General features: G+C 69.1%; 11 protein-coding genes and 1 other RNA gene. 8 read left to right on the plus strand and 4 right to left on the minus strand.

The window, feature by feature from the left end:
* The first annotated feature begins 82 nt into the window (after window positions 1-82).
* Both smpB and ssrA read left to right on the plus strand, forming a co-directional pair.
* Window positions 83-559 (plus strand): SsrA-binding protein SmpB, encoded by a 477-nt coding sequence (gene smpB, locus JOE43_RS08880; protein WP_056053663.1) that lies wholly within the window; start codon window positions 83-85, stop codon window positions 557-559.
* A gap of 96 nt (window positions 560-655) precedes the next feature.
* Window positions 656-1033, plus strand: a transfer-messenger RNA (tmRNA) gene (gene ssrA / locus JOE43_RS08885).
* 339 nt (window positions 1034-1372) lie between these two features.
* Here ssrA and JOE43_RS08890 read toward each other — a convergent pair.
* The 3 genes from JOE43_RS08890 to JOE43_RS08900 all read right to left on the minus strand — a co-directional run bounded on the left by JOE43_RS08890 (window position 1373) and on the right by JOE43_RS08900 (window position 4517).
* Entirely contained in the window at window positions 1373-2890 is a 1518-nt protein-coding gene (locus JOE43_RS08890; protein ID WP_209517116.1) for a hypothetical protein, read from the minus strand.
* A 251-nt stretch (window positions 2891-3141) separates the two neighbouring features.
* Entirely contained in the window at window positions 3142-3579 is a 438-nt protein-coding gene (locus JOE43_RS08895) for a hypothetical protein (RefSeq protein WP_209517118.1), read from the minus strand.
* Window positions 3580-3764: 185 nt separating this feature from the next.
* Window positions 3765-4517, minus strand: coding sequence for a CPBP family intramembrane glutamic endopeptidase (locus JOE43_RS08900; RefSeq protein ID WP_209517120.1), 753 nt, complete (start codon window positions 4515-4517; stop codon window positions 3765-3767).
* A 117-nt stretch (window positions 4518-4634) separates the two neighbouring features.
* Here JOE43_RS08900 and JOE43_RS08905 point away from each other — a divergent pair, with 117 nt between their 5' ends.
* The 6 genes from JOE43_RS08905 to JOE43_RS08930 all read left to right on the plus strand — a co-directional run bounded on the left by JOE43_RS08905 (window position 4635) and on the right by JOE43_RS08930 (window position 11086).
* Window positions 4635-6086, plus strand: a complete 1452-nt coding sequence (locus JOE43_RS08905; protein ID WP_209517121.1) for a polysaccharide biosynthesis tyrosine autokinase — start codon at window positions 4635-4637, stop codon at window positions 6084-6086.
* Window positions 6083-6673 (plus strand): low molecular weight phosphatase family protein, encoded by a 591-nt coding sequence (locus JOE43_RS08910; RefSeq protein ID WP_209517124.1) that lies wholly within the window; start codon window positions 6083-6085, stop codon window positions 6671-6673. Before JOE43_RS08905 ends, JOE43_RS08910 begins: the two co-directional genes overlap by 4 nt.
* Window positions 6670-7587 carry a hypothetical protein gene (locus JOE43_RS08915; protein WP_209517125.1) on the plus strand — a complete coding sequence of 306 codons (918 nt, stop codon included), beginning with the start codon at window positions 6670-6672 and terminating at the stop codon, window positions 7585-7587. Before JOE43_RS08910 ends, JOE43_RS08915 begins: the two co-directional genes overlap by 4 nt.
* 10 nt (window positions 7588-7597) lie before the next feature.
* A complete protein-coding gene (locus JOE43_RS08920) occupies window positions 7598-9079 on the plus strand; it encodes a sugar transferase (protein WP_209517127.1) in 1482 nt (493 codons plus the stop codon).
* Complete coding sequence (locus tag JOE43_RS15950; RefSeq protein ID WP_209517129.1) at window positions 9079-9660, plus strand: DapH/DapD/GlmU-related protein; 582 nt, start codon at window positions 9079-9081, stop codon at window positions 9658-9660. Before JOE43_RS08920 ends, JOE43_RS15950 begins: the two co-directional genes overlap by 1 nt.
* A 79-nt stretch (window positions 9661-9739) precedes the next feature.
* A complete protein-coding gene (locus JOE43_RS08930) occupies window positions 9740-11086 on the plus strand; it encodes a hypothetical protein (protein WP_209517131.1) in 1347 nt (448 codons plus the stop codon).
* Here the strand turns inward: JOE43_RS08930 and JOE43_RS08935 are convergent.
* Entirely contained in the window at window positions 11045-11950 is a 906-nt protein-coding gene (locus tag JOE43_RS08935; RefSeq protein WP_209517133.1) for a glycosyltransferase family A protein, read from the minus strand. The genes JOE43_RS08930 and JOE43_RS08935 overlap by 42 nt on opposite strands.
* Window positions 11951-11992: the final 42 nt, after the last annotated feature.

Consider the following 11992-nt stretch of genomic DNA (forward strand, 5'->3'; position numbering starts at 1 on the left):
CCGCGCCTCCTGCAGGTCTGAGCCTGTATGCTGACAGGCTGCCTGCACCAGGCAGCACCACCCATGACGACCAGGAGACAGCGTGGCGAAAGAGCGCGGTGAGAAGGTCGTGGCCACCAATCGCCGGGCGCGCCACGACTACACGATCGACGACACCTACGAGGCCGGCATCGTGCTGAGCGGCACCGAGGTGAAGTCGCTGCGGCAGGGGCGGGCGTCGCTCGTCGACGGCTACGCCTTCGTCGAGGGCGGGGAGGCCTGGCTCGACGCGGTGCACATCCCCGAGTACACCGAGGGCACGTGGAACAACCACGCGCCGCGACGCAAGCGCAAGCTGCTGCTGCACAAGCAGCAGATCGTCAAGATCGGGCAGAAGACGAAGGAGGGCGGGTTCACCGTCATCCCGCTCAAGATCTACTTCAGCGACGGCCGCGCCAAGGTCGAGATCGCGGTCGCCAAGGGCAAGCGCGAGTACGACAAGCGGCAGACGCTGCGCGAGCGCACGGCGACCCGCGAGGCGGAGTCGGCGATGTCGGCCCGCAAGCACCTCGGCGAGTAGCCGAACGGGCCCCCAGGGCCTACACTGGAAGGCCGCGCGGGAACGCGCGGAACGGTTCTCTCGACAACAACACAGAGTGTGACAACGGCCCCTCACGGGGATGATCGGTTTCGACATCGCCTGTGTGCGAACGAGAAGCGGGCCGAGGATCCAGGGTTATCTCGTAAACGATCTCTGGAAAACAATAAGTGCCAATAACAAGCGCACTGACTTCGCTCTCGCTGCGTAAGCAGTAGAGCCACATGAAGTCCGTCAGTCTGGTGACCGCCTTCTAACCAGTCCCTGACGTCATCTAGAGGGCTCGCTGCGTGACTACGCCTGGGGGTCACGCGGGACTTCAACTCGGGCTGGGCCCGTCGACCTAGAAGCCAGTAGCAAAGGTCGGGGCCGAGCAGAACGTCTCATCTGGCTACGCCCGTAGAATGCGTGCAATCTCAGCGATGGACGGGGGTTCAATTCCCCCCATCTCCACCACCGGCCGCTGTCACACTCCGTGCTCGTCCCGCCCCGTGCCTCGGCACGGGCGGGCGGGTGGCCCCCCGAAGCCCCCTCGACCTCTCCGGTCGAGGGGGCTTCGTCGTCCGGGCGGTCGCGCCCGTCGGTGCTCGCGCACCACGTTCTCGCCCGCGCACCACGCCGCGGCGTGGTTCCGGTGCGACGACGTGGTGCGTCGTGGGCGCTGCGGTGCCCGGGGGAGTCGCGGGCGGGGCTGGGTGCCGACCCGCGCCTCCCCGGGGGCTGGGGGCGGCACGCCGAAGCCCCCTCCGCTGCTGGGGCGGAGGGGGCTCGGGTGCTGCGGTGTGGCGGGTGCTGCTAGTCCTGCTGCGCGTCGACGGTGCTCAGCTGAGCACGGCGACGACGGGCCGCGAGGACGAGGCCGGCTCCGGCCAGCGTGAGGGCGGCGCCGAGGCCGATCACGAGGCTGGAGTCGTCAGAACCGGTGAACGCCAGGCTGCCGGCGGCACGCACGGGCGTGGCCGAGGTGCCGGCGGGGACGATCGGCGTGGCGGCGGCGACGCGGAACTCGACCACGTTGGAGAGGTCGGAGACCAGCACGTTGCCGTCGGCGTCGACCGTGGGCTCGCCGTTCGCGTCAGCGAAGAACGAGAGGGCGACGACGGAGTACTCGCCCGGCTTGACCATGCGGACGGTCGAGCTCCAGGTGCCGTCGGCGGCCACGACGATGACCGAGTCGGTGATGGCGTCCTCGAGGGGGCCGGACGACGCCGGCGCCTCGTCGGTCGGGTACAGCAGGAACGCGATGTTGGCGCCGGGGGTGCCGGTGCCGCTGATCGTGACGTCCTGGCCGACGACGACCTGGGCGGGGACGGGCGAGGTGATGACGGGCGTCGCGGGGGCGACGGCCTCGGGGGTCACCGCGGCGGCCGGCAGGTTGAAGCTGCGCTCGACGGTGTTGTCGAAGCCGCTGGCGCCGACGAAGCCGCTGACCGTGACGGTCTGGGCGACGGGGGCGGTCTCGGAGTAGGTGACCGAGATCGAGTAGGTCGAGCCGCTGCCGAGGTTCTGGCGACCGAGCTCACCGGCGGGGCCGGTCACGACGACGGTCGAGCCGACGGGGGCGGTGCCGGTGAAGGTGACGAGGCGGCTCGCGGCGGTGGAGCCGGCGACGGGGCTGTCGAGCGTGACGGTCTTGGCCGGAGCGGCGACGGCGGGCAGCACGATGTCGCGCGTGACGGGGTCGATGCCGCTGCCGCCGAGGAGGCCGTTGACGGAGAGCGTCTGGTTGATCGCATCGGCGTCGGTGAAGACGACGGGGATCGAGTACGCACCCGAGGCGTCGAGGCTCTGGCGACCGAGCTCACGGTCGGCACCGCGGACGATGACGATCGAGTTCGGGGTCGCGGTGCCCGTGACGGTGAAGCTGCGGCTCGCGACGGGGCCCGCCGCGGGGCTGTCGATGGTGATGAACTTCACCGGAGCGGCGGCGGGGAGGGTGAAGTCGACGCGCTTGGGGTCGCTGAACCCGCTGCCGCCGTAGATGCCGGTGACGTAGATGCTCTGCGCGACGGGTGCGTCGACCGCGTACGTCAGCGTGGTGCTGAAGGTGGTCGCGTTGCCCGTGTTGATGCGGGTCTCGCGGGTGCCGCTGGCGTCGACGCCCTTGTAGATGTCGACGATGGCGCCGGCGAGGACGGTGCCCGACACGGTGACGGTGCGCGAGTCGACCGTCGAGCCCGCGACGGGCGACGTCACGACGAGGGCGGCCGGCGCAGCCTGTGCGGCGGTGGAGGTGAGCAGTGCCCCGCTGAGGGCGAGCGTCAGCGCGGCCGGGACGGCGAGCGCGCGGCGCCAGGAGAAGACGTTCTTCACGTGGTGTTGGTGCTTTCTGATCGGTGTTCGAGCTTCATCGCTCGTCGCCCTGGCCCAGCACCCGGATGACTTGCAGAGGGGCAGTCGGTGATCGCCCCTCTCGGGACACTATGTGACAGCTGTGGCGTTGCCTAGCGACTGTGCGCCACAGGGCCAGGTGGTTCGTGGGAGGCGCCGGTCACCCTCCGGGTGGAAGCTCGCCCGGACCAGGTGGTTCGGCCCGTGATCAGGACGAGCCAGCGCAGACTCCGCTACCGCGGGGTGCTGGCCGTCGCCGAGGACGACCCCGTGGTCGTGCCGTCGGCCTCGACGGCGGGCAGGGTGATGTCGACGACGTCCGCGTCGAGGAACCCGTCGCCCTTGATCGCGTCGACGTAGAGGCCCTGTCGCTCAGGGGCGTCGTCCGCGTACTCGACCACCGTCGAGAAGGTCCCGTCGATCACCTTGGTGCTGCCGAGGAGGATGGCGTTCGAGTGGGCGTCGTAGATGCGGATGATCGCGTCGTCGGTGCCCGTCCCCGACACGACGACGGTCCGCGTGTCGGAGGCGGAGCCGTTCGTCGGCGTCGTGACGATCAGGCTCTCCTCGCCGGTGGACGCCGGGAGGAGGGTAAGCAGGGCACCACCCGTCGCGAGCGCGGCGACGGCGGTCACGGCGAGGACGGGGCGCCAGGGGAGGGACATCGTCACGGGGTCGGCTCTCTCGGGGATGTCGGGCATCATGCGCCCACTTCGCGCTCAGGGCAAGGGCTGGCGAGACGTTCCGGCAGAACATCTCGATACCCGAGAGTATCGGAAAAGGACGGGTCTGTTCGCTCGCTGTCCTCCAGGCGAACTGGGCTGCACCCCCAGAAGAGGGGGCGGAGCCCCTCGGGTCAGACGGGCCAGGTGGCGGCGACGGCCAGGCCGTTGAAGACGACGTGGGCGACGATCGCCCCGCCGATACGCCCCGTGCGCGCCGCGAGCGTCCCGACGAGCAGACCGAAGACCGTCGTGCTCACCAGGGTGACGAGCAGGCCGGCGGGGGAGAAGCTGCCGACGAGCGCGTGCATCAGCGCGAAGACGAGCGACGTCGTGAGGACGGCCATGACCGCGGCGCCTCGGGCGTCGAGACGCGTCGGCGTCGACAGCAGCCTCGCCGTCGAGCGCTGCAGCAGCCCCCGGAAGAAGACCTCCTCCACGACGGGTGCGAGCAGCACCCGCGCGAGCACGGTCACGACCAGCACGCCCACGGCGGGCCCGCCGTCGATGGTCGGGACGGGCTCGAGGCCGGTGCTGCCGACGACGCCGAGGTTGACCAGGGCGTCGAGCACGCGGGCGGTGAGGCCGATGCCGACGCCCCAGAGGAGGTCGAGGGGGCGGAGGCGCAGGCCGAGTCGTCGGAGTGCGCCCGCCCGACCGAGACCGATGGTCGCGAAGACGACCGCCGCGAGCAGCGGCACCCAGATGACGAGGTACGAGACGACGACCGAGACGAGCGGCGGCACCCCGGGGGAGCGCAGCAGCAGGTCGCCGACGACGCTCGACGCGATGACGACCGCCGCGAGGGCCAGGGCGGCGTAGAGGACGTCCCACGCGGCGGACCGCTCGCGGACGTGCTCAGCGGGGTCGAGGTCGCGACGTGTCATGAGGTCAACTTACGGTGCGGCGAACGGTCGGTGCCCTGCCGAGCGAGGCTCATGTGGCACGATTGCTCCGATGTGACCGTCTCTGGCGTCACGTCTTGATCAAGGGGAACCAAAGCCGTGGAACTGCGCGACTACATCACCGTCCTACGCAAGGGGTGGGTCTTCATCGTGGCGATGATGCTCGTGGGGGTCGGGCTCGCCTCGGCGTACTCGGTCGTCAAGACGCCCGACTACAGCGCCTCGGCGCAGGTCTTCGTGTCGACCCAGACCAGCGGCAGCGTCTCTGACCTGGCGCAGGGCAACACCTTCACGCAGCAGCGCGTGAAGACGTACGCCAGCCTCGTCACGACTCCCATCGTGCTGCTGCCCGTGATCTCCAGCCTCGGCCTGAACACCACGGCCGAGCAGCTCGCGGAGTCGATCACCGCCAGTGCGCCCCTCGACACGACCCTGATCCAGGTCGACGTCGTCTCGGAGGACCCGGTGATGGCCGCTGACATCGCGAACGCGACCTCGCAGAGCCTCACCAACGTGGTCGAGCAGATCGAGGCCACGAGCGAGGACGCCGACAGCGAGGCCGGCTCGCAGGTGAAGCTGACGCGGGTGCAGGAGGCGCAGGTGCCGAGTGCGCCGACCAGCCCGAACGTGCCGCTCAACCTGGCCCTGGGTCTCCTCCTCGGCCTCGCGGTCGGCGTCGGTGTGGCCGTCCTCCGTCACACCCTCGACAACCGCGTGCGCAACGAGGCCGACGTCGAGAAGATCAGCGACGCTCCCATCGTCGGCGGCATCGCCTTCGACCCCAAGGCCGACGAGCGCCCCCTCATCGTGCAGGCCGACCCGCGCAGCCCGCGCGCGGAATCGTTCCGCACCCTGCGCACCAACCTGCAGTTCCTCGACCTGGGCACGAAGTCCCGCACGTTCGTCATGACGTCGTCCGTGCAGTCCGAGGGCAAGAGCACGACCGTCGCCAACCTCGCGATCGCGCTCGACAGCGCCGGCGCCCGCGTCATCCTCATCGACGCCGACCTGCGTCGTCCGCGCGTCGGGCAGTACATGGGCCTCGAGGACGCCGCCGGCCTCACCGACCTGCTCATCGGCCGTGCCGACCTCGCCGACGTCGTCCAGCCGTGGGGTCGCGGGCAGCTGCACGTGCTCCCCGCCGGCCAGATCCCGCCGAACCCGAGCGAGCTCCTCGGCTCTCGGGCGATGCAGGAGCTCATCGGCCAGCTCGAGCAGCAGTTCGACTACGTCCTCTTCGACGCCCCGCCCCTCCTGCCCGTCACCGACGCGGCGATCCTCTCGAAGAGCGCCAGCGGCGCCATCGTCGTCGTCGCCGCGGGCAAGACCCACAAGGGCCAGCTCAGCGGTGCGGTCGCCGCCCTCGAGAGCGTCGGTGCCCCGATCGCCGGCTTCGTCATGACGATGATGCCCACCAAGGGCCCGGACGCCTACGGCTACGGCCGCTACGGCGGGGCCTACGGCTACGGCATCGAGGACGACAAGGAGACGAAGGCCACGAAGAAGGAGAGGACGCGCATCGGCGCCGAGGCCCGCAAGGCCGCTCGATGACCGCGGGGCGCCCCTTCAGCATCCTCGTGGTCTGCACGGGCAACATCTGCCGGTCGCCCCTCGCCGAGCAGCTGCTCACCGCCCGCCTCGCCGGTTCGTCGACGCCGTTCGTCGTGATGAGCGCCGGCACGATGGCGCAGGACGGCGCCGCCATGGACGCCACGGCGGCGGACATGTCGCGAGCCTACGGAGGCGCGCCCGAGGCCCACCAGGCCACCTACCTCACCGAGATGCTGGCCGAGAGCGCCGACCTGGTGCTGACGGCCGCCCGTGAGCACCGCGCCGCGGTCGTGCGCCTCTCGCCCCGGGCCTCGCGCCGGTCGTTCACCCTCGAGCAGTTCGCTCGCCTCGCCGAGGCCTCCGACGCGGCGGAGCTCGCCGCGGCCGACAGCCCCGCCGACGTCGTCCGTCTCGTGGCGAGCATGCGCGGCATGGTGCCGCCGCTGGACGACCCCGAGGCAGAGGACATCGTCGACCCGTACCGTCGCGGCCTCGACGTCCACGAGCGGGCAGCGGCGGACGTCGACCGAGCCGTCGACGCGATCGTGACGGCGCTCCGGGCACCCGACAGGTCGGCTGCCGCGTGAGTCGCTCGGGGGGAGCGACGACACGCACGTGGTGGTTCGTCGTGCTGGCGGTGCTCGTCGTCGCCGACGTCGCCCTGATCGCGGCGGCCGTCGCGTCGACCCGACCCGGCGAGCAGCGCGAGGCGGGGCCGATCCCGACGTTCTCCTCCGGCCCCACGACGGAGGCGCCGACCCCGACGCCCGAGCCCACGACCGCTCCGTCGTCGACGCAGCCGGCGGGCTTCCTCTCCGCCGTCAGCGCCACCGAGGCGTGGCGAGCCACCCCCGGGTCGTGCACGGACGACGCGGCCCTCGTCGAGCGCAGCACCGACGGAGGCGCGACCTGGCAGCCGATGGAGCTCGCCTTCGACCTGCGCACCGTCGTCGCGCTCGAAGCCGGCCCCGAGAAGGTCTCCGTGCTCGGCGGCGTCGGGGACGACTGCGAGCGTCAGTTCTGGTCGAGCTTCACGGCGGGGGAGTTCTGGGAGCAATACCCCGACCAAGCATCGAGCGTCGCGTTCGCTGACGTCGATTCGTCGACCGTGTCACTCGGAGGAGCCTCCAGCCCGTCGCCGTGCGCCTCTCCTGTCAGGGTGAGCACCGAGGGCTCGACGAGCTTGGTCGCCTGCGAGGGCGCGTTCTCCGTCAAGACCGGTACGGCCGATTGGGCTGCCGTCGCCGTGCCGGGTCTCCTGGACGTCACCACCGTCGCGAACCAGTACATCGCGGCCGTGTCCAGTGTCAGCACCTGCGAGGGCGTCGCCGTGCAGAGCGTCGCCGTTCCTGTGACGTCGAGTAGCACGCCGACGACCATCGGCTGCGTCACGGGCTTCGATGCTGGTGCGGGGGTGATGCTGGCGTCCGTCGACGACACCGTCTGGCTCTCGAGCGCGTCCGCAGCCCTGGTCTCGGTCGACGGCGGCCGGACCTGGTGAGGACGCGACGATGAGTGCGAACCCGACGACCCGGGAGATCAGGACGGCCAGCTCCACCATCGGCTGGAACAAGGCCTACTCGCAGCGTCTGCTCCTGACCGACGCCCTGGTCCTCATCTGGGTCGTCTTCGGCGTCCAGATCGCCTGGTTCGGCATCGACACCGCCAATGTCGCCTTCCGGGGGGACCTCCGCAACATCGCCGTCAACTACACGGCGATCTCGCTCGTCGTTATCGTCCTCTGGCTGAGCGTGCTGGGGCTCTACGGGTCGCGAGCCGATCGCGTGATCGGCACCGGCAGCACGGAGTACAAGCTCATCTTCGACGTGAGCTTGCGCGTCTTCGGGCTCCTCGCGATCCTGGCCTTCCTCTTCCACGTCGACCTGGCGCGCGGGTACATCCTCATCGCGTTCCCCGTCGGCGTCCTCGTCCTGGTCTTCTCGCGATGGCTCTGGCGTCAGTGGCTCGTCCTCCAGCGTGCCCAGGGGCGGTTCTCGGCCCAGGTGATGTTGGTCGGGTCCAGGGAGACCGTCGAGCACTTCGCGAGACAGCTCATGGCTCAGCCCTCCGCGGGCTACCACGTCGTCGCCGCGTGCGTTCCCGGAACGGCGGGAGGAACCGTCGGTGGCTCGTTGGGTGTGCCCGTCGTGGGGACCTTCGACGACCTCGAGGCGGCTCTCGTCACGAGCCGCGCGGACACGGTCGTCATCACGAGCTCTGACCATCTCCCGCCCGAGCGTGTCCGCGAGCTGAGCTGGAGCCTCGAACCGGGCGGGCAGCACCTGGTCGTCGCTCCGAGCCTGACCGACATCGGTGGTCCCCGCATCCACACGCGTCCGGTCGCCGGCTTCCCCCTCATCCACGTCGAGACGCCGACGTACGCCGGGCAGAAGCTCTTCTCGAAGCGGATCTTCGACATCGTCGTGAGCGGGCTCTTGCTGGTCCTCCTGTCGCCGCTGTTGGCCGTGGTCGCGCTCATCGTCGCCGTGGGCAGCACCGGGCCGGTGTTCTTCCTCCAAGAGCGAGTGGGGCTCAACGGCTCGACGTTCCGCATGGTGAAGTTCCGGACCATGGTCGTCGACGCTGAAGCTCGCCTACAGCGTCTCGCGGGGGAACAGCGCGCGGTAGGAAACTCGGTGCTCTTCAAGATGAAGGACGATCCACGCGTGACCCGCGCCGGTCGATGGCTCCGACGCTACAGCATCGACGAACTGCCCCAGCTGCTGAACGTCCTCCGTGGCGACATGGCGCTCGTCGGGCCGAGACCGCCCCTGGCGCGCGAGGTGGCTCAGTACGAGACCCACGTGCACCGCAGGTTCCTCGTCAAGCCCGGCATCACGGGCCTCTGGCAGACGAGCGGCCGTTCGAACCTCTCCTGGGAGGACAGCGTCCGTCTGGACCTGTACTACGTCGAGAATTGGTCCATGGCCGGTGACCTGGTCATCTTGTGGAGGACTGCCAGAGCGGTCCTCGCCCGTGAAGGAGCTTTCTGATGAAGTTCGGCGTCATCAACGGGGTCGCGGTGAGCGAAAGAGCCCTGAGGGAGGCTCGCATCGCCCGAGCGATCATCCATCTGCGCGCCCACGGGGTCGAACACGGCGCGAGACCCGTCATCGAGCACTGGTTGCCCGTCATCAAGAACGAGGGACGCATCCGGATCGGCGACCGAGCGGTGATCCTGGGCGCCGAGTCCCGGGTGCACCTCGAGACTCGTGAAGGAGCGACCCTCCTGGTGGGCGATCGTGTGCTCATCAACGCCGGATCAACGATCACATGCCATCGGGCCATCACGATCGGAGACGATGTGAAGATCGCCAACAACGTCGCGATCCTCGACACCGGAAGTCACGAGATCGTCGCGGGAACGGGGGTACCCGTCGCCCCGGTCGTCATCGAGGACGACGTCTGGATCGGGAGGGGCACGATGGTGCTGCCCGGCGTCACCGTCGGACGTGGTGCTGTCGTCGGAGCCGGAAGCGTCGTGACGAGGGACGTACCCTCGTTCACGGTGTCCGCTGGTTCTCCGGCGAGAGTGCTCAGGACCCTCGAAGCGACACCTCGTGCTCGTGCCTGAGACCTTGCAGCAGCATCCACGATCCGACGCGCCGGGGATGCGAGGCGGCGTGGGCAGAGCTCGCATGATCACTGCGGGGATGATCTTCACGGGCCTCGCGACTGCGGCCACGGCCGTGCTGGTCGCCGCTTCGCAGGTGCTTCCCGTCCAGATCACGATCGTCCTCTTGGGGGTGATGGCTGCCTTCGTCCTGCACGACCGGAGCCGAGTCCTGCTGTTCGCCGTTCTCATGGTGCCCTCGCTGAGCCTCGTCCGGAGAGTGACCGCCGGTTCCGCGGGCTACACGGATTCGGACCCGCTCATCCTCCTGCCCATCGCTCTTGTCGTGGCTGTCGTCGTCCTCAGCTGGACGAAGCCTCGGACCGACTCGAGTCAGCGATTCGTCCGTGGCGCGGCCGTGGCCGTCATCGCTGGAACGGCCGTCACCCTCGTCCTCCGAGGCTCGTTCGAGGTCAGCTCGTTGTTCTTCGCCGGGCTCATCGTCGTTCCCCTGATGCTGGCCATCAGCCTCAGCACCGGGCGCATGCCGCCCGTCTGGGACGTCGTATCGTCTGCCATCCCGGCACTCGCGGTCCTCGCCGGGACCTACGGAATCATCCAGTTCTTCTTCTTGCCCGCCTGGGACAGGGCGTGGATGATCACGAGCCGGCTCACCAGCATCGGTGCCCCCTTGCCCATGCAAGTCCGGGTCTTCGGTGCTTCCGAGTCACCTGGCCCGTACGCACTCTTCCTCGGACTCGCCATCACGCTGTGCCTGGCCAAGGCAGTGGTCGAGCCTCGGCTGCTGCGTCGTACGGCTTGGGTGGGCGTCGGTGCCTACATCCTCTTCCCGTTGCTCCTGTCCGGCGTTCGCTCGACACTGATCGGCATCGTCGTGAGCGCCGTCCTCCTGACCCTCATCCGCGCTCGTGGACTGACCCGGCTGGTGTTCCTTGCGTTCCTGGTAGGTGGCTACGCCTTGCTGCAGGCAGTCGTCGGCCGCTTCGGTGCCGGATCCTCGATCCTGACGTCGGACCGGTACTCCGGATTCTCAACGCAGGACGACTCCTTCGTCGCGAGGATCGACCTCCTGAGGAGCGTCGGGAACCCGCTCAGCTACATCGTCGGCGATCCTTCAGCGGGGAACGCTGACAACCTCTACGTCAGTGTCCTCATTCGGTACGGCTTCGTCGCTGCTGTCGCCCTTCTCGCGCTCGTCACCGTCTTGGTCGTCTCGGCCATCAGGCGACTCGCCGCGGGTCACTCCGAGACAGTGGCGCTCAGCGTGATCTTCATCGCGGTCAATTCGCTGTTCGGCCCCATCTTCGACGCTCTCTTCGGCATCGTCATCGGTGTGGTATTCGGCACCCTGATGTCCGTCGCTCGGGAGAACGTCGGCGAGCCTTCACACGCGTCGATGGAGCCGGGCCGCGTGAAAACCCTGTAGCAGACCAGTGACCGAGCCGAGCATCCTCTCGCCGGCCCGAGAGTCTCCCCGGAAGCTCAACAACACGAACAGACCCAGGCCGCAGCAGATGCGGTTGCCGACGAGGAGCCCACGCACGAGGAATGCGAGACGGCGGCCAGACGATTCGTAGAGGGCGACCGCCACGGCCTCGTTGTAGCGCATGATGCGAGTTCTCTCTCGGGTGTAGAGAGTCCGTTCATCGCCGACAGCGCGTGCAGCGGGGAAGTGGTCGACCTGGATGCGAGGGTCGTAGGCACCGGTGAAACCCTGGCTGAGGATGCCGAGACTGAGGATGACTTCGTTCCCGGACTGAGCCCCCTCGCCCGTGACGAGGTCGGCGAGCGCCACGTTGCGGGCAGGTTCTGCCCGGACGCTCATGTTCGCTCCCTTCACGTGGTGGGCAGGGCGTCGGGTGCCCTTGCCGAGGTGGTGGTTGCCGATCAGTCGCCCTCGTCTCAGGGCGCCGACCACGAGAGACGCGGATCCAGCGTCCCTGTCACCGTGTACGTTGTCGCGACCACCCAACACGCCGAGTCGACGATCCGATCCGAAGGCGTCCCTGATGCGCTCGACCCAGTCGGGGAGGGCCTCTGCGTCGTCGTCGACGAACGATACGACATCGGAGTGTGCGTTCGCGATGGCCGTCTCGACGGCGAGTGCGAGGCCCGGTGCCTCGACCACGATCACACGAGCGCCTGCCGCCGACGCCGCCTCCTGAGTGGCGACGTCCTGCCGCTGCGCGACGACGATGACCTCGTCCGGTCGATCGAGTTGCGCGGAGACGTGCCTCAGAGCATTGCTCAGAGCGTCTGGACGCCCCACGCTCGCGATGGCAACGGTCACCGTCACTCGGCCTGCTTCGGATGTCACTCTTCTCACCTGTCC

It is taken from the genome of Frigoribacterium sp. PvP121 (genome assembly GCF_017833115.1).
Classification (GTDB): Bacteria; Actinomycetota; Actinomycetes; order Actinomycetales; family Microbacteriaceae; genus Frigoribacterium; species Frigoribacterium endophyticum.

Bases quoted from the DNA above. Each gene is read 5' to 3' on its own strand.
- JOE43_RS08900 (WP_209517120.1), bottom strand. From the start codon at position 4,517: ATGACACGTCGCGACCTCGACCCCGCTGAGCACGTCCGCGAGCGGTCC.
- JOE43_RS08910 (WP_209517124.1), top strand. From the start codon at position 6,083: ATGACCGCGGGGCGCCCCTTCAGCATCCTCGTGGTCTGCACGGGCAAC.
- JOE43_RS08920 (WP_209517127.1), top strand. From the start codon at position 7,598: ATGAGTGCGAACCCGACGACCCGGGAGATCAGGACGGCCAGCTCCACC.
- JOE43_RS15950 (WP_209517129.1), top strand. From the start codon at position 9,079: ATGAAGTTCGGCGTCATCAACGGGGTCGCGGTGAGCGAAAGAGCCCTG.
- JOE43_RS08930 (WP_209517131.1), top strand. From the start codon at position 9,740: ATGATCTTCACGGGCCTCGCGACTGCGGCCACGGCCGTGCTGGTCGCC.